The following is an 18,859-nucleotide window of genomic DNA, read 5'->3' as shown; positions in this document are numbered from 1 at the left end:
CTCCGGGGGCGGGACGGCGGCGGACGGAGGCGGGTGCTCGGGCGGCGGCGGCAGCTCAGGCGGCGGTGAGGACGACGGCCGCGTTCTGCCCGCCGAACCCGCTGGAGACCGACACGGCGGCGTCCAGGGCGAGCCGTCTCGGCACCTTGGCGACCACGTCGAGGCCGAGGGACTCGTCGGGCCGTTCGAGGTTGGCGGTGGGCGGGACCAGTCCGTGCTGGAGGGAGAGCACGGTGACCGCCGCCTCGATCGCCCCGGCGCCGCCCATGGTGTGGCCGATCGCGCCCTTGACCGAGGTGACCGGGGGCGGCCGGTGGAAGACCCGGTGCAGGGCCGCCGCCTCGGCGGTGTCGTTCAGGCGGGTGCCGGTGCCGTGCGCGTTGACGTGCCCGATGTCGTGCGGGGCGAGTCCGGCGTCGGCGAGGGCCGCCAGGATCGCCCGGGCCAGGCCGTCGCCCCCGGGGTGCGGGGCGGTGAAGTGGTGGGCGTCGGCGGTGGAGCCGTGGCCGGCCAGGTACGCGCGCGGCCGGACGCCGCGCGCCCGGGCGTGCGCGGCCCCCTCCAGTACCAGGACACCCGCGCCCTCGCCGAGCACGAAGCCGTCCCGGTCCGCGTCGAACGGGCGGGAGGCGCCGGCCGGGTCGTGGCACCGCCGGGAGAGCGCGCCGAGCCGGTCGAAGGCGGTGGCCACCATCGGTGCGCGGGGGCAGTCGGTGCCGCCGGCGAGAACGAGGTCGCAGGTACCGGCCCGGAGCAGGTCGCAGGCGACGGCGAGGGCGGTGGTACCGGAGGCGCAGGCGGTGCTGGTGACCAGGTTGGGCCCCCGGGCACCGAGGTCGAGGCCGACCTCACCGGCCGCCATGTTCGGGATGGAGCGGGGCAGCATCAGCGGGGAGACCAGGTCGGGCCGGCCGTCGGCCAGCCGGGCGTACTCGGTTTCGTAGGTCAGGGTGCTGTTGGCGCTGACGCCGAGGACGACGCCGACCCGCGCGGAGTCCCAGGCCGACGGGTCGAGTCCGGCGTCGGCGACGGCCTCGCGGGCGGCCAGGACCGCGAGTTGGGCGAAACGGTCGAGCCTGCGGACCAGTCGGCCGCCGAGCAGCTCGGCCGTTTCGAAGCCCTCGGCCGGGCAGGAGAAGTCGACGGCCAGGCCCGCGAGCCGGGGGTCGGTGCGGGCGGTGGACGTGCCGTCGAGCAGTCGGGCCCAGCTCGCCGCCGCGCCGAACCCGGCGGGGGTGACCAGGCCGATCCCGGTCACGGCGACCGCCCGGGAGGGTGTCACCCGGGTGCCGCGGTTGCTGCGATTGTGGGCGCCGTCGGTGCCGCGGTTGCTGCCGGTGCCGTGGGTGCTCAACTGACGGCGCTCGACGCGAGAGTGGTGCTCGCGGCGGGGACGGGGGCAGGGGCGGGAGCTGCGGCCCGGACGGCGTCCGCGTGGGCGGCCAGGTCGCCGAGGGTGGACTCGGGGCGGATGTCGCTGACGGTCGCGCCGATCCGCTCCTCGACCAGCAGGGACAGTTCGACCAGGGCGAGGCTGTCCAGCTCCAGCGAGGCGAGGGTGGCCCCGGGCTCGACCCGGTCGGCCGGAACGTCGAACTCGGTGACCAGGCAGTCGCGCAGGACGGTGAAGGTGTCGGACACGGGGGTTCCTCTCGGGAGGGGGAGACGGGAAGGAAGGGGTGACGGGTCCGGTGTTCAGTCCGGTCCGGGTGCCGCCGGGGCCGACCGGCCGGTGGCCGCCGAGGGTTCGCGGCCGGGCAGCCGGAACCAGGCGAGCAGTACGGCCAGCGCGGCGACCGCCCCGCCGACCAGGGCGGCGGCGCTCAGACCCGCGGTGAACGCGGCCCGGTCGCCGGGTGCGGCACCGTCCGCAACCGTGGCGAGCACGGAGCCGAGCACCGCCACACCGAGCGTCGAACCGACCTGCCGAGTGGCGTCGTTGAGGGCCGAACCGACCCCGGCCATGGCCAACGGCACGGCGCTCATCACGAGTTCGGTGGCCACCGGTGCGAGCAGGCCCGCACCGAGGCCGGCCGCCGCCTCGAAGAGCAGCACCGGGGCGTCCCCCGACTCGGCCTCCAGCAGGGCGAGTTGGACGAACCCGGCGGTGATCAGCAGCTGACCGGCGGCCACCGGCACCCGGGCCCCGGCCTGCCGGGCGGCCACCGGCCCCAGCACGGCGCCGACGGCCAGCCCCAGCGAGAGCGGCACCATCCGCAGCCCGGCCTGCCAGGCCGAGAGGCCGCGCACCTGCTGGAGGTGGAGGGTGAGCAGGAACATCGCGCCGAACATCGCGAAGGACATCAGTGCCAGGCTGACCGTGGCCGGCCAGACCGGCCCGCCGCGCAGCAACCGGAGCGGCACCATGGGCGCGGCGCAGCGGAGTTGGCGCCACAGGAAGAGGGCGATCAGCACGGTGGAGGCGGCGAACGCCACGAGCACCGCGGTGCTGGTCCAACCCCGGCCCGGCGCCTCGATGACGCCCCAGACGAGGGTGAGCAGGGCGGCGCAGGACAGCGGTGCACCGAGCCGGTCCAGCGGTCGGGCCTCGGGATCGCGGGACTCGGGGACGACCGGGGTGAGCGCCAGGATCACGGCCACCACGGGGACGTTCAGCCAGAACGCGGCCTGCCACCCGTGCCGTTCGACCAGCCAGCCGCCGACGACCGGGCCGAAGAGCGCGCCGACACCGGCCACCGCCGCCCAGACGCCGATCGCCCGCCGTCGATCCTCCGGCGCGTCCAGCACATGGACGACGGTGGAGAGCGTGGCCGGCATGAAGAACGCCGCGCCGAGGCCCATCGCGCAGCGGGCGGCGACAAGTCGGCCGGGGGTGTCACCGAGCGCGCCGGCCACCGAGGCGAGCGCGCAGAGCGCGAGTCCGGCGGCGAACGCGCGGCGGCGCCCGTACCGGTCGCCGAGGGCGCCGGCGGCGAGGACGCAGCCGCCGAGGGCGAGCGCGTAGCCGTCGACGATCCACTGGGTCTCGGCGAGGGTGGGGCCGAGCTCGGCGCGCAGGCCGGGGACCGCCACGTTGAGCACGGTGAAGTCGAGTCCGAGCAGGAAGAGCGCGGCGCAGACGACCCCCACCGCGGCCCACGCCCGCCGCCTGCCCACCGGGACGGGAGCGGCGGCGGCCTGGGTGGCGGGGACGGCGCTGGCGGTGGCGGGCGGGGCGGCGGGGCTTCCCGGCAAGGGCGCCGAATCGGTGGGAGCGGCGGAGGGACGCATCCGGACCGGCCCTCAGCCCGCCGACCGGAGCGGCTCGTCGCGCCGCCGGAACCCGATCCGGTAGAGCGTGGCCGCGCCGCGCAGGAAGGTGACCTCGCAGGCCCGCAGGTAACGGCGGTAGCGGCGGTAGCCGTCGGGGCCGACGAGCCGCTCGGCCTCCGCGCGGGCCCGCAGCAGCCGGGCGGACCAGGCGGCCAGGGTGCGGGCGTAGTCCTCGGCGGAGGCCCGGACGACGGTGACGGCGAAGTACGGGTCGCTCGCGAGGACGATCTCGCCCAGCCGGGGCAGCACCGCGCCGGGGAAGACCTCGGCCGCCACGAAGGCACCGACCGGGCCGTCGCCCCCGGCCACACCGTCGTAGGCGATGGTCTGCAGCGACATCCGGGCACCGGGCCGCAGCCAGCCGTGGCAGCGCTCGAAGTAGGCGCGGTAGGCGGCGAGTCGGGCGGCTGCGTCCATGTCTGCGGTGGCGAAGTGCTCGAAGGCGCCGACCGAGACGATGCCGTCGTACGGGCGCCCGGGCCGGTGGGCGTCCCAGCTCTCCAGCCGGACGTCGACGCCGGGCAGTCCGAGCGACCGGACGTGGGCGTGCTGGGCCCGGGACAGGGTGAGCCCGGTGGCCTCGGCGGCCCGGCCGGTGCGGACGGCCCGGTCGAGCAGACCGCCCCAGCCGCAGCCGACGTCGAGCAGGCGCAGCCCGGCCCCGGGGGCGGCGCCGGCCAGGTCGAGATGGAGGTCGAGCTTGGCCCGCTGGGCGCGGGGAAGCGCCGTGGTGTCGGGCTCGGCGGGGTCGATGCCGTCCCAGACGGCGGAGGAGTAGCTGAGCGTTTCGTCGAGCCACAGGGCGTAGAAGTCGTTGCCGAAGTCGTAGTGGAACTCGATGTCGGCGGCGCTGGTGCCGATGCTTTCGGTGCCGATGGTCGTGGTGCCGTCGGTATCGGCGCCACCGTCGATGGTGGTGGTCATGCCTCTCCTGTCCGGGGGCGGGGAATGCGGGTCAGTCGCGGGCGGCGCGGGCGTCGAGCGCCCGCGCCCGGCGTTCGACGAACCGGGCCGCGCGGGAGTCCAGCCGGGCGAGGTGCTCGGCGAGCCCGTCGCGGGCCCGCTCGCCGTCCGGGCCGAGCCCGGTCAGTTCGAAGACCCGCAGGGAGCGGAGCAGCGGGGCGAGCACCTCGTCGTGGTGGACCCGCGGGTCGTAGACGCCGGCGACGGCGATCTCGGCGGCCAGGGCGGCGAAGCCGGGCATGCCCTGACCGGGCATGGCGAACGCGCGGACCGTGGCGTCGAGCCGGACGAGCACCTCGTCGGGGTCCAGTTCCAGCGCGGCGCGCAGCAGTTCGCGGTAGAAGACCATGTGCAGGTTCTCGTCCTGGGCGACCCGGGCGAGCAGCCGGTCGCAGACCGGGTCGCCGCTGAGCCGGCCGGTGTTGCGGTGGCTGACCCGGGTGGCCAGCTCCTGCACGGCGGCGTAGGCGACCAGGCCGAGCACGCCGTCCGGCCGGGGGAGGGTGCCGGTGGCGATCTGGGCCGCCCGGGCGCGCTCCAGGGCCACCGGGTCGACGGCGCGGGTGGCGTGCAGATAGGCGCGGATGGCGGCGGCGTGCCGGTCCTCCTCCGCCGTCCAGTGGTGCAGCCAGGCACCCCAGGCGCCGTCGCGGGAGGTCTGCGCGCCGATGGTCCAGTGGTAGCCGGGGAGGTTGTCCTCGGTGAGCAGGTTGACCACCAGGGCGGAGCGGATCGCGGGGGCGAGCCCGGACTGCTCCGGCCGCCAGGGCTCGCCGCCGAGCGGTCCGTCGAAGTCCCGGCCGAGGCTCCACGGCACGTACTGGTGCGGAAACCACTCGCGTGCCGCATTGATATGACGGTTCATCAATTCGGCGGCGATGGGCTCCAGTTCCGAGAGCCAGTGGACGGCCCGGGCCGCGATGATCTTCACGGGTGTCGATCGTGGTGCAGGCGCACTGAGGCGCGCAAACCGGGCTCACCCGGTCGAGTGAGCCCCCTGCTCCAGGTTCACGCCGGAGGCCGAGCGCGCGAGCGGACCGGAGGCCGAGCGCGGGTGCGGGTGCGGACCGGAGGCGGAACGCACGTGCGGACCAGCACCTCAGGCCGGCGGCAGTCCGGCGGCCACGGCGAGCACCCCGGCCACGCCGGCGGCCAGCAGGGCGAGCACCACGCCCCGCCGGGCGAGCACCAGCCAGAGCAGGGCCCCGGCCAGCACGCCCCACTGCCAGCCGTACCCCAGCGAGGCGGCCAGCGGCAGCGCCGAGCCGGCGATGGCGCCGGTCACGGCCGGTCCGGCGCCGGTGAGGAAGTCCCGCACCCGCCGGTCGGCCCGGAGCCGGTCGAAGTGCCGGCCGCCGAGGAGCACGAAGAGGAAGGACGGCGCGAAGGCGACCACCGCCGCGAGCAGGCCGCCGCCGAGCCCGGCGGCCGCGTAGCCGACCGCCGCGACGGTGTGCACCACCGGCCCCGGGGTGACCTGGCCGAGGGCGACGGCGTTGAGGAACTGTCCGTCGGTCATCCAGTGGTAGCGGTTGACCGCGTCGTCCCGCATCAGCGGGATGATCACGAACCCTCCCCCGTAGGAGAGCGCGCCCACCTTGAACGCCACCCAGGCCACCGCCCCGAGCACACCGAGGCCGCCGACACTCCAGAGACCGCCGGAGCCGAGCGGCCCGGTGGCGAGCGGCAGCACGGCCCGCCCGCCCGATCCACCCTCCCCCCGGCCCCGGACGGCGATCTCCGCCAGTCCGGCGGCGATCAGCACCAGCACCAGCCAGGGCCCGGTCAGCACCGCCGCCACCGCCCCGGCCAGCGCGTACCCGGCCCAGCGGGCGCGGGCGGCCCGGCCCTTGCCCATCCGGCCGAGGCTGGCCGGGACGAGCGAGGTGGCCGCCTGCACCGCGACCGCCGGCACGGCCGCCCCGGCGCCGGCCGCCGCGCCGAGCACCCACAGCGGCGGGTCGCCGGCCAGGAACAGCGCGGCGAGCGCGAGGATCAGCACCAGCCCGGGCCCGATGAAGCAGACCCCGCCGACCAGCGCGCCGGGCGCACCGCGCAGCCGCCACGCGGTCAGGACGGCAAGCTGGGTGGAGGCCGGGCCGGGCAGCAGATTGGTGGCCGCGATGCCGTCCTCGAACTCCTCGGGGGTCAGCCACTGCCGCCGCTCCACGCAGAGCCGGCGCAGCAGCAGGATGTGCGCGGGCGGCCCCCCGAAGCCGGTGATCCCGATCCGGCCCCACTCGCGGGCGATCGTGCCGAGGCCGACCACCCGTTCGGCCCCTGCGGTGCGTCCGTCCGGTCCCATGCGCTTCTCCCCTGGTCAACAGCGGCGCGACGATACCCCACGAGGGTTACGACGCGGCAATGACAACGGTCTCCAATGCAGCCTTTGGATCTTCGTTCGATGTGCGGTTCACTTCGAGTGCGGGGCGGTCAGCGACATCGCCCCTTACCCCCACGCGTTCATGGGCTCCAGGAGAGGACTTCGATGGCCGGCCACGAGCACTCCCAGCATGATCATGAGCATGACCACAAGCACGGCGGCCGGGGCGGCCACGGTGGCCACTCGCACGGCGTGGCCGCCGATGCCGACCGCCGGTGGCTGCTGAGCGCGCTCGCGCTGATCGTGGTGTTCATGGCCGGCGAGGTGGTGGTCGGCTTCGCCGCCCAGTCGCTGGCGCTGATCTCGGACGCCGCGCACATGCTCACCGACGCCGCCTCGATCGTGCTGGCGCTGATCGCCATGCGGCTCTCCGCCCGCCCCGCGCGCGGCGGCTACACCTACGGGCTCAAGCGCGCCGAGATCCTCTCCGCGCAGGCCAACGGCGTCACCCTGCTGATCCTGTCGGCGTGGCTCGGCTACGAGGCGATCAGCCGGCTGCTCTCACCGCCGGAGGTGACCGGTTCACTGGTCCTGATCACCGCGCTGGTCGGGATCGTGGTGAACGTGGCCGCCACCTGGTGCATGTCCAAGGCCAACCGCAGCTCGCTGAACGTCGAGGGCGCCTTCCAGCACGTCCTCACCGACCTGTACGCGTTCATCGCGACCGCCGTGGCCGGTCTGATCATGGTGACCACCGGCTTCGCCCGGGCCGACTCGATCGCCTCGCTGATCGTGGTCGCGCTGATGCTGAAGGCGGGCATCGGCCTGGTCCGCGACTCCGGACGGATCTTCCTGGAGGCCGCGCCCGCGGGGATCGACCCGGACGCGGTGGCCGACCGGCTGGTGGACCAGCCGCTGGTCGAGGAGATCCACGATCTGCACATCTGGGAGATCACCTCCGGGCAGCCGGCGCTCTCCGCGCACATCCTGGTCACCCCGGGCGGCGACTGCCACGCCGTGCGGCGCGAACTCCAGGGCCGGCTGGCGGGCGAGTACGGGATCACCCACAGCACCCTCCAGGTCGACCACGTCGGCGAGGACGAGGCCGGCGCGCTGCTGCAGATCACCACCCCGGGCGACCTCTCCCCCGAACACTGCGCCGACGCCCACGGCCCGGTCCACCGCGCCGGCCCGCACAAGCACTAGCGGGGCGTCCCTGTCCGTCCGGTACGGCATGATCGGAGGCGTGACCGCACCCCGTCTGATGCTGCTCGACTCCGCCAGCCTGTACTTCCGGGCCTACTTCGGCGTACCGGACACCCTGCGCTCGCCGCAGGGTGAGCCGGTCAACGCCGTCCGGGGCCTGCTGGACTTCATCGCCCGACTGGTCCACGACCACCGGCCCGACCAGCTGGTCGCCTGCATGGACGCCGCCTGGCGGCCGCAGTGGCGGGTGGACCTCATCCCCTCCTACAAGACCCACCGGGTCGCCGAGGCCGCCGAGGACGGCGCGGAGGAGGTGCCGGACACCCTCGCCCCGCAGGTCCCGGTGATCGAGCAGGTGCTGGACGCGCTCGGCATCGCCCGGATCGGCTCCGCCGACTACGAGGCGGACGACGTGATCGGCACCCTGACCGCGCGCGCCACCGGGCCGGTGCAGATCGTCACCGGCGACCGCGACCTGTTCCAACTGGTCGACGACGCCCGCGGGATCACCGTGCTCTACCCCGTCAAGGGCATGGGCAACCTCCAGGTCACCGACGACGCGCTGCTCCGGGAGAAGTACGGCGTGGGCGGCGCCCAGTACGCCGACCTGGCCGCCCTGCGCGGCGACCCGAGCGACGGCCTGCCCGGCGTCAAGGGCATCGGCGAGAAGACGGCGGCCCAGCTGATCCACGAGTACGGCGACCTCGCCGGCATCCGCGCCGCCGCCCAGGACATCGGCTCCGCGCTCACCCCGGCCCGGCGCCGCAACATCGTGGAGGCCGCGCCCTACCTGGACGTGGCACCGACCGTGGTCCGGGTCGCCACCGACGCCCCGCTGCCCCCGTTCGACCCGGCCCTCCCCCGCGAGCCCCTCGACCCGATGACCCTGGAGCACCTCGCCACCCGCTGGGGCCTCGGCACCTCCCTGGACCGCGTCCTGGAGACCCTCGCCGCCCGCTGATCCCCACCCCAGCCTCCGGGCCCGTCGCACCGCGCGACGGGCCCTTTGCTTTGCCACCCCATGAACTCTTGACTGCAATCTACTTTGCATTGCAAAGTATGGCCACTGACACGACGTCACCAGGGGTGGACCATGGACACACTGCACCGCGACGACCCGGCCGATCTGCTCGCCGCGACGGAAGGGCTGAGCACCCGGGCCCGCCGCCGACTGAGCGGCGCGGGCGTCCCGCTGCTCGGCTTCGGACTGCTGGCCCTGGCGGCCGTCCCGATCGCCAGCCAGGCCTACAACTTCGGCGCCAACGGGCGGAGCATCGGCTCCTACCCGGCCTTCGCCTACGCCGAGCTGACCGGGCTCTGCGTGCCCCACACGCCCGACGGCCCCTGCCTGGAGGGCGAGTTCGACGGCGCCGTACTCCGCTTCCTCGGCTGGGGCGTGTGGTTCGCCGCCCTTCCGCTCGCCTGGCTCCTCCTCGCCCGCTGGTACCGACGGCGCGGCGAGGCCCGCGGCATCCTCCCCCACCGCAACGGCTGGCTCGGCGCCGCGACCGGCGTCGGTGTCCTGGTCACCGCCGTCCTGCTCGCCCTGCTGTTCTCCCACCGGGCGCCGTTCACGCTGTCCCTGCTCGGCAACTCCTACACCTCGCCCTGGTACGTGGTCGGCATCGGCCTGCTCGTGCTCGGCCTGACCGAGCGCAGCCCGCTGGTGGCGGGCGCCGGCCTGCTCCACACCGCGCTGCTCACCGGCTACCTCTCGGCCTCGTGGGGCAGCGGCTGGCTGCCCTGGCTCGACCGCTCCGGCACCGACTGGATCGACGGCCCCCAGCCGAAGGCCCTGCTGCTGGCGGCGGTCCTGCTGGCCGCGGGCCTGGTCCAGTGGACCGCGGCACGCCGGACGCCGGCCCCGTCCCTTACGGTCTCCTCATGAACGTCGCGGACGACCCCGAGGAGCAGCACCCGACCCTGGCCCTGGACGACACCGTCCACCAGCGGGTCCGGCTGGGCATCCTGGCGATCGCCCGCGAGGCCGAGAGCGTCGACTTCGCCTTCCTCAAACAGGAACTCGGCCTCACCGACGGCAATCTCTCCCGGCACCTGAAGGTCCTGGAGGACTCCGGGCTGGTCGCCGTGAACAAGGGCTACGCCGGCCGCCGCCCCCGCACCTGGGTCACCCTCACCACCGCCGGGGCCGAGGCCCTCGACCGCGAACTGCGCGCCCTGCGCGAACTGGTCCGCCGCCTCGACGCCGCCGCTCCGCCACCGGCCTGAGCCCGGGCCCGGCAGCGCGCGTGCGCACCGGTCTGAAATGATCATGGCGGATCGGCGGGCGACCTGCCGGTCCGTCATTTTCCGGAACCGGGGGGGCACACAGATGATCGACACCTTCGAACAGGCGGCCCGGGAGGCCGGGTTCACGCTCGACGACGCGCAGCGGACCGCCGCCGCCCGGCTCGCCCGGCTCGGCGCCGAGGTCACCGGACGCCGGCGCTTCTTCGCCGGGCCGCCGCCGCGCGGCCTCTACGTCTGGGGGCCGGTCGGGCGCGGCAAGAGCTGGCTGACCGAGGTGTTCTACGAGGCCCTGCCCCTCCCCCGCAAGCACCGCGTGCACTTCCACGAGTTCTTCCGGGAGTTCCACACGGTGTACGCGCACCACCGCCGGGAGCGCAACGCCTGCGACCTCGCCGTGGCGGAACTGCTCGGCGACTGCCGACTGCTGTTCTTCGACGAGTTCCACGTGCACGACCCGGGCGACGCGATGATGATGGGCCGGGTCCTCGCCTCGCTCTTCGAGCGGCGGATCACCCTGGTGGCCACGTCGAACTACCCGCCGGCCGGCCTGCTGCCGAACCCGGTCCACCACCACATGTTCGAGCCGACGATCGCCCTGCTCGAAGCCTCACTGGACGTCGTCGAGGTCGCCGGCCCCCGGGACTACCGCACCGACCGCCCCGCCGACGGCGCCCGCTCACGCTTCGGGACCGGCCGCTTCCTCTGGCCCGCCGACCCCGGGCAACTGCGCGCGGTCGGCCTCGAACCGCCGACGGACGTCGAGCGCCGGCAGCTCGACATCGGCGGCCGCACCGTCACCGCCCGGGCCGTGCGCGACGGGCTGGTCTGGTTCGACTTCCACGAGCTGTGCGGGGAACGCACCTCCACCATCGACTTCCTGACCCTCGCCGACCGCTACGACACCTGGGTCCTCGCCGGTCTGCCGCGCCTGTCCACGAGCGACCGCGACACCGCCCAGCGTTTCGCCAACCTCGTCGACGTCCTCCACGACCGCGACACCCGGCTCCACCTCCTCGCCGAGGCTCCGCTGACCGACTGCCTCCAGGGCGACGCCCTCCCCGTCGACATCAACCGCACCCTCAGCCGCCTCCGCCTCCTCGACGCCGCCTGACCGCACGCCACCCGCCGGGGGACAGCCCTGATCCGTGGCCGGTCGGCTGCTGGGAAGTCGGCCCAGCCGACTTCCTGCTCCGCCATGGGCTCGCCTCCAGGGCGAGGACGGAAGCACGATGCCCGGGCTTCGAGGCGTCTCGAAGCCCGGGCATCCCTGGAGCGTTGGCTAGCCCACCGAGGAGTAGGCGATGATGCCGCGGCGGAGGCCGTCGACGGCCTTGCGGGCCGTGCGGCGCAGTTCGGCGTCCTCGCCGGCGGCGTCCTGGATCTGGCCCAGCACGTCGATCAGCTGCTTCGTCCAGCGGACGAAGTCGCCGGCCGGCATGTCGGCGTCGCGCAGGACGGAGTCCAGCGAGTGGCCGAGCGCCCAGCGGTAGGCGGCCCAGGCGAAGCCGAGGTCGGGCTCGCGCTGGCCGACGCCCTCGGCGGTGTTGATCCGGTGCTGCTCCTCCAGCGCGTCCAGGTGGCCCCAGATGCGGACCATCTCGCCGAGCGCCGTCTTCGCCGCGCCCTCCGGGACCCGGGGGGCGGTGGCGTCGTCCGACTGGCGGGACTCGTAGACCAGCGCCGAGGCGCAGGCCGCGAGTTCGGCGGCGGCGAGGTCGCGCCACACGCCCTCGCGGATGCACTCGGAGGCGAGCAGGTCGAGTTCGCCGTAGAGCCGGCCGAGCCGCTTGCCGTCCTCGGTGACGGTGTCGCCGCTGAGGTAACCGAGGTCGGTGAGCAGCCCGCAGACCCGGTCGAAGGTGCGCGCGATGGTGTGGGTGCGGGAGCGCATCCGGCGCTCCAGCAGCTCGGTGTCGCGGTGCAGCCGGTGGTAGCGCTCGGACCAGCGGGCGTGGTCCTCGCGCTCGTCGCAGCCGTGGCAGGGGTGCTGGCGCAGGACGGCGCGCAGCCGGGTGATCTCCGCGTCGTCGGCGGCGGCCGCCCGGCCGCGCCGGAACCGCTCGGGCTCCAGGTGGCCGGCCTTGGTGCGCAGCGCCGAGGCGAGGTCGCGCCGGGACTGCGGGCTGCGCGGGTTGAAGGACTTGGGGATGCGCAGCCGGTCGACCGCGGTGACCGGGTGCGGGAAGTCGATCATCGCGAGCCGCTTGACCTGCCGCTCGGCGGTGAGCACCACCGGGCGCGGCCCGTCCTGGTAGTCGGGGTGGCGCGGACCGCCGCGCGGCGAGCGGCGGTCCGGCGGCAGGCCCGGGTCGAGGACCAGGGCGAGGCCGGCGAACTTCCCGGTGGGGACGTGGATGACGTCGCCGGGCTTGAGCTGCTCGATGGACTCGACGGCGGCGGCGCGGCGCTGGCTGCTGCCCTCGCGGGCGAGCTCGTTCTCGCGGTCCTTGAGCTGCCGGCGCAGCTCCATGTACTCGTCGAAGTCGCCGAGGTGGCAGGTCATGGACTCGCGGTAGCCCTCCAGCCCCTCCTCGTTGCGCTGGACCTGGCGGGCGATGCCGACCACCGAGCGGTCGGCCTGGAACTGCGCGAAGGACGTCTCCAGCAGTTCCCGCGAACGGTGCCGGCCGAACTGGGAGACCAGGTTGACGGCCATGTTGTAGGACGGCCGGAACGAGGACTTGAGCGGGTAGGTGCGGGTGCCGGCGAGGCCGGCCAGCGCCTCCGGGTCGAGGCCGCGCTGCCAGAGCACCACGGCGTGGCCCTCGATGTCGATGCCGCGCCGCCCGGCCCGGCCGGTGAGCTGGGTGTACTCGCCGGGGGTGATGTCGGCGTGGGTCTCGCCGTTCCACTTGACGAGCTTCTCCATGACCACCGAGCGGGCGGGCATGTTGATGCCCAGGGCCAGGGTCTCGGTCGCGAAGACGGCCTTGACCAGGCCCTTCACGAACAGCTCCTCGACCACTTCCTTGAACCGGGGCAGCATGCCGGCGTGGTGGGCGGCGATGCCGCGCTCCAGCCCGTCCAGCCACTCGAAGTAGCCGAGGACGTGGAGGTCCTCGTCGGGGATGTCGGCGCAGCGCTCCTCGACGAGGGCGCGGACCAGGGCGCGGTCGCCGTCCTTGTTCAGCCGCAGGCCGGAGGAGAGGCACTGCTGGACGGCGGCCTCGCAGCCGGCCCGGCTGAAGATGAAGGTGATCGCGGGCAGCAGGCCCTCGGCGTCGAGGCGGTCGATGACGTCGACCCGGCCCGGGGTCCAGACCTTGCCGGGGCGGCCGTTGGGCATGGAGCGGCCCCGGCCCCGGCCGAACCGGTCGCGCGGGTTGCGGTCGAGCTCGCTGCGGGCGAGGCGGACCAGCTCGGGGTTGACGGCCTTGCCGGGGTTGCGCGGGCTGCTCTTCGGCCGGCCGTCGCGGTCGGGGCTGGCGAACAGGTCGTACATCCGGTTGCCGGCCATCACGTGCTGCCACAGCGGGACCGGCCGGTGCTCGGAGACGATCACCCGGGTGCCGCCGCGAACGGTGTCCAGCCAGTCGCCGAACTCCTCGGCGTTGGACACGGTCGCGGAGAGCGAGACCAGGGTGACGGACTCGGGGAGGTGGATGATGACCTCCTCCCAGACCGCGCCGCGGAACCGGTCGGCGAGGTAGTGGACCTCGTCCATGACCACGTAGCCGAGGCCGTCGAGGGTGCTGGAGCCCGCGTAGAGCATGTTGCGGAGCACCTCGGTGGTCATCACCACCACCGGGGCGTCGCCGTTGACGCTGTTGTCGCCGGTGAGCAGGCCGACCTTGGCGGCGCCGTAGCGCTTGACGAGGTCGCCGTACTTCTGGTTCGACAGCGCCTTGATCGGCGTGGTGTAGAAGCACTTCCGCCCGCCCCGCAGGGCGAGGTGGACGGCGAATTCGCCGACGATGGTCTTGCCGGATCCGGTGGGAGCGGCGACCAGGACGCCCTCGCCCGCCTCCAGGGCGCGGCAGGCCTCCAGCTGGAAGTCGTCCAGCGGGAAGTCGTACAGCTCCTGGAAGCCGTGCAGGGCGGTGGCCTGCTCCTTGGCCCGGCGGCGGGAGGCCGCGAAGGCCTCGGCGGGGCTCAGCTCCCGGTCGTCGGAGGGCTCGGGCTCAGGGGTGTTCATCGCCGTCCGGGGGTCGTTGGTGTGATCTCGCATCTCAGCGAGAGGTTACCCGCCGGGACCGACATCGATAGCACCGTTTTTCCCGGGCAATGCATCGGTTCTCTCTCACATCCATAGTTGCAAATGTCTTCAAGCAGTCACCCGGCGACCATCTTCGAACGACTCCGGTCATCCGCGTTGCCGCGCCCGGAGTCCTCCCTACATTCGGTGCCACATCCCGGTGGCACCCACCGGGCCCGCGGGAGGAGCGCACGATGGCGAATCTGGAGACCTCGCTCAAGGAGGCCATGGCGATCGAGGGCGCGATCGGGGTGGCCCTGGTCGACTACGGCAGCGGCATGGCGCTCGGGAGCCTCGGCGACAGCACCGAGATCGACCTCCACGTCGCCGCCGCCGGGAACACCGACGTGGTGCGGGCCAAGATGCGGGCGATGGAGATGCTCAACCTCCACGACAACGAGATCGAGGACATCCTGGTCAGCCTCACCAGCCAGTACCACCTGCTGCGGCCGCTGACCACGCAGAGCGGGCGTGGGCTGTTCCTGTTCCTGGCGCTCAACCGCTCCCGCGCCAACCTCGCGATGGCCCGCCACCAGCTGAAGCGGATCGAGGTCTCGCTGGAGATCTGACGGCCCCGGTCCCGCCCGACCCGACGACCGCGCCGGGGCCGGGAGGGACGCGCCGGGGGCGCACCGGGGAAACACCAGGGGGACGCACGAGGGGACGCACCAGGGAGGGAGCGCCGTGGCGGTCGCGCTGTACCAGGCCAAGGCCGAGTTCTTCCGGATGCTCGGCCACCCCGTCCGGATCCGGGTCCTGGAGCTGCTGCAGGCCGGACCGACGCCCGTCCGCGACCTGCTGGCGGAGCTGGAGATCGAACCGTCCAGCCTCTCCCAGCAGCTCGCGGTACTGCGCCGGTCCGGCATCGTCACCGCCACCCGGGAGGGCAGCACGGTGGTGTACGCGCTGGCCGGCGGGGACGTCGCCGACCTGCTCCGGGCGGCGCGGCGGATCCTCACCGGGCTCATCTCGGAGCAGCACGCGCTGCTCGCCGAGCTGCGCGCCGCCTCGGACGGCCCCGGGGAGGACGGCCGCCGGGAGGACGGCATCCCCGGCGACGAGCGCCCCCGGGACGGCTAGCTACCGCAGCAGCTGCGCCAGCCCGTCCGCCAGCACCCCGTACTCCGGCGCCCGGTTGTACAGCTGCCCGCACAGCCGCAGCACCCCGCCGCCCTCCCACGGCCGCGCCACCGTCCGCACGGCGTACCGCCGCCACATCTGCGCCATCAGCTCCTGCGCCTGCGGGAGCGTCTCGGCGACGCCGGGCGGCAGCCGCAGCGCGCGCATCGACAGCCCGGCCGAGGACGGCAGCGGGGCCAGTCCGACCCGCTCGGCGACCACCGCGGCGCCGTAGCCGACGAGCCGCTCGTTGTGGTCGCGCACCGACCCGGGCCCCAGCCCGTCCAGCAGGTCGATCCCGGCCGGGGCGGCCAGCCAGGGCGTGTAGTCCAGCGTGCCGCGCCATTCGACGGCGGCCGGATAGCCCTGGTGGTCCTCCCAGGAGAGGATCAGCGGCCGGATCTTCCCGGTCCACTCCGGGCGGACCACCAGCACGCCGGTGGCGCGCGGGGCGAACGCCCACTTGTGCAGGTTGCCGAACCAGAAGTCGGCCTCCTCCGGGACCGGGCCGGCCAGCATGCCCGGCTCGTGCGCGGCGTCCACCACGGTGGTCACCCCGCGCCGGCGCAGTTCCCGGAGCAGGTCGGTGGTGGCGATCCGGCGGGCGGTGGGCGAGGTGATGCCGTCCAGGACGGCGAGCGCGGTGCGGTCGGTGACCTCGGCCAGCACGGCCTCCCGGACCGCGTCCCCGTCCGGCAGGTCCAGCGGCAGCCGGACGGTGCGCAGCTCGGCGCCCAGCTCCTCGGCACGCCGCCGGACGGCCTCGGTGACCGTGCCGTAGCCGTGGTCGGTGACCAGGACCTGGTCCCCGGCCGCGAGCGGGACGTTGGCCAGGGCGACGGCGATCGCGTCGGTCACGTTGGGGACGAGCGCGAGCAGCTCCGGCCGGGTGCCGAGGGCGTCGGCGAGCCGGCCCCTGGCCGCCGCCACCCGCCCGGGCAGGTCGGCGAAGAAGCCGTCCGGGTCGGCCTCCTGCTCCTCGTACAGCCGCCGCTGGAGCTGCTGGACCGGGACCGGGACGGCGCCGAAGGACCCGTGGTTGAGGTGGATCACCGCCGGGTCCAGCGAGAACAGCCGTTCGGTCCCGGCCAGCGGCTCGGGGGCTTCGACGGTCGGCGCGGTCTCGGTCACTGCGTTCCTCCTGGGGTGGTGTCGGGGCCGGTGCCCGGGGGTAGGCACCCGGCGTTCTGTTACCCAGATCACGTGATGTGTGACATTTCACATGTCGTCCTACTGGTGGCGAGCCCGTTCCACGGCGACCATCGGGCGGTGACCATCACCGACTCCTACCTCTCCCTCAGCGCCCGGACCGGCCGCTTCAGCTTCGGTGCCCCGCGAGCGATCTCGCTCAACGAGGACGGTACCCGCCTGCTGCTGCTCCGCTCCAGCGGTCCCGAGGACCGGTTCGACCGGCTCCACCTCCTCGACCTCGCCACCGGTGCCGAGCGAGAGGTCGCCGATCCGACCGCGCTGGCCCCCGGCCGCACCGGCTCCACCGCCGACCTGCCCGACGTCGAGCGCCGGCTGCGCGAGCGGTCCCGGCTCACCGCCGCCGGCATCGGCACCTTCGGCGCCACCCCCGACCTCGCCGTCGCCGTCTTCGCCCTCGACGGCCGGCTCTTCCGCACCGAGACCGAGACCGGCCGCACCACCGAACTCGCCGCCGCCGGCCCCGTCTTCGACCCCCGCCCGGACGTGACCGGCGAGCGCATCGCCTACGTCGCCGACGACGCCCTGTACGTCACCGCCCCGGCCGGCGGGGCCGACCGGCGCCTCAGCCCGGACGACGGCGCCCGCTGGGGCGTCGCCGAGTTCGCCGCCGCCGAGGAGCTGGGCCGCCACCGCGGCCACTGGTGGCGCCCCGACGGCGGCGCCGTGCTCGCCGCCCGGGTGGACGAGTCCGCCGTCCCGCCGCGGCACTTCGCCGACCCGGCGCACCCGGAGCAGGCTCCCGAGCAGTTCGCCTACCCGCAGGCCGGCGGCCCCAACGCGGACGTCCGGCTCTGGGTGCTCGGCCTGGACGACACCCGGGTCGAACTCCACTGGGACACCGAGGCCTTCCCCTACCTGTGCGCCGCCCAGTGGGCCGGGGCGGAGGAGCTGCTGCTCACCGTCGCCGACCGGCTGCAGCAGAACGTGCTGCTGCTGAGCGCCGACCCGGCCACCGGCAGCACCACCGAACTCTCCCGCACCACCGACGAGTTCTGGGTGGACGACCTGCCCGGCACGCCGGACCGGCTGGCCGACGGCCGGCTGCTCACCGTCCTGGACACGCCCGAGGCCCGCGGCCTGGCCGTGGACGGCAAGCCGCTGGACACCACCGGCCTGCAGATCCGCCGGGTCGTCGGCCGGGCCGGCGACCGGCTGCTCTGCGAGACCGGCGAGGGCGACCCGTTCGACCAGCACGTCCACCTGGTCGACCCGGACGGCGGCGCGCCCGAGCGGCTCTCCGAGGGCCCCGGCGTGCACAGCGCCCAGGCCGCCGGCGACACCCTGCTGCTCACCTCGGCCGGACCGGACGGTGTGCGCCGCGAGGCCCGCACCCCGCACGGCACCGTCACCCTGACCGACCTCTCCGCCCCGCTGCCGTACCGGGTCGAGCCGCTGCTCGCCCGGGTCACCGAGCGCGGCCTGCCGAGCGCCGTGGTCTACCCGCGCGGGCACGTCCCGGGCCGGAAGCTGCCCGTGCTGCTCGACGTCTACGGCGGCCCCGGCTACCAGGCCGTGGCCAACGAGCCGCGCCGCTGGCAGCTCAAGCAGTGGTGGGCCGACCAGGGCTTCGCGGTGGTCACCGTCGACAACGGCGGCACCCCGTTCGTCTCCCCCGCCTTCGTGCGCACCATCTTCCGCCGCTTCTCCCAGGTGGCGCTGGACGACCAGGCCGACGCGCTGCGGGCGCTCGGCGAGACGCACCCCGACCTCGACCTGGACCGGGTCGGCGTGCGCGGCTGGTCGTACGGCGGCTACCTCGGGGCACTGGCCGTGCTGCGCCGCCCGGACGTCTTCCACGCGGCCTGCGCCGGCGCCCCGCCCACCGACTTCCGGCTGTACGACACCGCGTACACCGAGCGGTACCTGGGACTGCCCCAGGAGAACCCGGACGGCTACGCGGCCGACTGCCTGGTGGACGACGCGGCCTCGCTCGACCGGCCGCTGCTGCTCATCCACGGTCTGGCGGACGACAATGTGCACCCCTCGCACACCCTGCTGCTCTCGCAGGCGCTCACCGGGGCGGGCCGGCCGCACAGCCTGCTGGCCCTGCCGGGAATCACCCACATGACCCCGGGCGGCGTCAACGAGCAGCTGACCCAGGCCGAACTCGCCTTCCTGCGGACCGCGTTGAAGCTCTGATCCACCGTGGTACCCGCCACCCGGGCGGAGCCCGCCGCTCCAGGGCCGCCCGGGTGGCGGCTGCCGTACCCGCCTCCGGGCCGCCCGCCGCAGCACGCGGGCGGCCCGGCCGCGTTCCCCGGCCGGAGGCCGCTCACACCTCCCGCCGTCAGATCTCTTCCGTGTGACCCATGACATGT

At 74.5% G+C, this 18,859-nt stretch carries 16 protein-coding genes; 8 read left to right on the top strand and 8 right to left on the bottom strand.

Annotated elements, in window-relative coordinates; all coding sequences use genetic code 11:
- Positions 1-55: 55 nt before the first annotated feature.
- The 6 genes from ADK60_RS01615 to chrA form a co-directional block, all read right to left on the bottom strand.
- Positions 56-1,282, bottom strand: coding sequence for a beta-ketoacyl-[acyl-carrier-protein] synthase family protein (locus ADK60_RS01615; protein WP_053642566.1), 1,227 nt, complete (start codon positions 1,280-1,282; stop codon positions 56-58).
- A gap of 68 nt (positions 1,283-1,350) precedes the next feature.
- Positions 1,351-1,641, bottom strand: coding sequence for an acyl carrier protein (locus ADK60_RS01610; protein WP_063783001.1), 291 nt, complete (start codon positions 1,639-1,641; stop codon positions 1,351-1,353).
- 54 nt (positions 1,642-1,695) lie between these two features.
- Positions 1,696-3,195 carry an MFS transporter gene (locus ADK60_RS01605; RefSeq protein ID WP_053642553.1) on the bottom strand — a complete coding sequence of 500 codons (1,500 nt, stop codon included), beginning with the start codon at positions 3,193-3,195 and terminating at the stop codon, positions 1,696-1,698.
- 48 nt (positions 3,196-3,243) lie between these two features.
- Complete coding sequence (locus ADK60_RS01600) at positions 3,244-4,197, bottom strand: SAM-dependent methyltransferase (protein ID WP_053642551.1); 954 nt, start codon at positions 4,195-4,197, stop codon at positions 3,244-3,246.
- Positions 4,198-4,228: 31 nt separating this feature from the next.
- Positions 4,229-5,167 carry an acyl-ACP desaturase gene (locus ADK60_RS01595; protein ID WP_053642549.1) on the bottom strand — a complete coding sequence of 313 codons (939 nt, stop codon included), beginning with the start codon at positions 5,165-5,167 and terminating at the stop codon, positions 4,229-4,231.
- A gap of 168 nt (positions 5,168-5,335) precedes the next feature.
- Positions 5,336-6,541, bottom strand: a complete 1,206-nt coding sequence (chrA, locus tag ADK60_RS01590) for a chromate efflux transporter (protein ID WP_053642547.1) — start codon at positions 6,539-6,541, stop codon at positions 5,336-5,338.
- 183 nt (positions 6,542-6,724) lie between these two features.
- On the opposite strand from chrA, the gene ADK60_RS01585 reads away from it, so the two are divergent.
- The 5 genes from ADK60_RS01585 to zapE all read left to right on the top strand — a co-directional run bounded on the left by ADK60_RS01585 (position 6,725) and on the right by zapE (position 11,126).
- Positions 6,725-7,765, top strand: coding sequence for a cation diffusion facilitator family transporter (locus ADK60_RS01585; protein ID WP_053642545.1), 1,041 nt, complete (start codon positions 6,725-6,727; stop codon positions 7,763-7,765).
- Positions 7,766-7,823: 58 nt separating this feature from the next.
- Complete coding sequence (locus ADK60_RS01580) at positions 7,824-8,726, top strand: 5'-3' exonuclease (protein WP_053642564.1); 903 nt, start codon at positions 7,824-7,826, stop codon at positions 8,724-8,726.
- A 132-nt stretch (positions 8,727-8,858) separates the two neighbouring features.
- Positions 8,859-9,653 carry a hypothetical protein gene (locus tag ADK60_RS01575; protein ID WP_234370889.1) on the top strand — a complete coding sequence of 265 codons (795 nt, stop codon included), beginning with the start codon at positions 8,859-8,861 and terminating at the stop codon, positions 9,651-9,653.
- Positions 9,650-9,994 (top strand): winged helix-turn-helix domain-containing protein, encoded by a 345-nt coding sequence (locus tag ADK60_RS01570; protein WP_053642543.1) that lies wholly within the window; start codon positions 9,650-9,652, stop codon positions 9,992-9,994. Before ADK60_RS01575 ends, ADK60_RS01570 begins: the two co-directional genes overlap by 4 nt.
- A 103-nt stretch (positions 9,995-10,097) precedes the next feature.
- On the top strand, positions 10,098-11,126 hold the full coding sequence (gene zapE, locus ADK60_RS01565) for a cell division protein ZapE (RefSeq protein WP_053642541.1): 1,029 nt from the start codon (positions 10,098-10,100) through the stop codon (positions 11,124-11,126).
- 168 nt (positions 11,127-11,294) lie between these two features.
- On the opposite strand, the gene ADK60_RS01560 is transcribed toward zapE, so the two are convergent.
- A complete protein-coding gene (locus tag ADK60_RS01560; RefSeq protein WP_053642539.1) occupies positions 11,295-14,150 on the bottom strand; it encodes a DEAD/DEAH box helicase in 2,856 nt (951 codons plus the stop codon).
- A gap of 254 nt (positions 14,151-14,404) precedes the next feature.
- Here ADK60_RS01560 and ADK60_RS01555 point away from each other — a divergent pair, with 254 nt between their 5' ends.
- Positions 14,405-14,779 carry a hypothetical protein gene (locus ADK60_RS01555; RefSeq protein ID WP_045942539.1) on the top strand — a complete coding sequence of 125 codons (375 nt, stop codon included), beginning with the start codon at positions 14,405-14,407 and terminating at the stop codon, positions 14,777-14,779.
- Between the two features lie 115 nt (positions 14,780-14,894).
- Positions 14,895-15,290 (top strand): ArsR/SmtB family transcription factor, encoded by a 396-nt coding sequence (locus ADK60_RS01550; RefSeq protein WP_053642537.1) that lies wholly within the window; start codon positions 14,895-14,897, stop codon positions 15,288-15,290.
- Here ADK60_RS01550 and ADK60_RS01545 read toward each other — a convergent pair whose 3' ends face one another.
- Positions 15,291-16,460: an aminotransferase class V-fold PLP-dependent enzyme gene (locus tag ADK60_RS01545; protein ID WP_045942537.1), complete on the bottom strand. Its 1,170-nt coding sequence runs from the start codon at positions 16,458-16,460 to the stop codon at positions 15,291-15,293. It abuts the gene before it with no gap.
- 138 nt (positions 16,461-16,598) lie between these two features.
- Between ADK60_RS01545 and ADK60_RS01540 the strand changes: the two genes are divergently transcribed.
- On the top strand, positions 16,599-18,680 hold the full coding sequence (locus tag ADK60_RS01540; protein WP_199839567.1) for a S9 family peptidase: 2,082 nt from the start codon (positions 16,599-16,601) through the stop codon (positions 18,678-18,680).
- The last annotated feature ends 179 nt before the right edge of the window (positions 18,681-18,859 follow it).

The sequence above is a fragment of the Streptomyces sp. XY431 genome, from assembly GCF_001279805.1.
Classification (GTDB): Bacteria; Actinomycetota; Actinomycetes; order Streptomycetales; family Streptomycetaceae; genus Kitasatospora; species Kitasatospora purpeofusca.
This window is presented reverse-complemented; position numbering and strand designations above follow the sequence as displayed.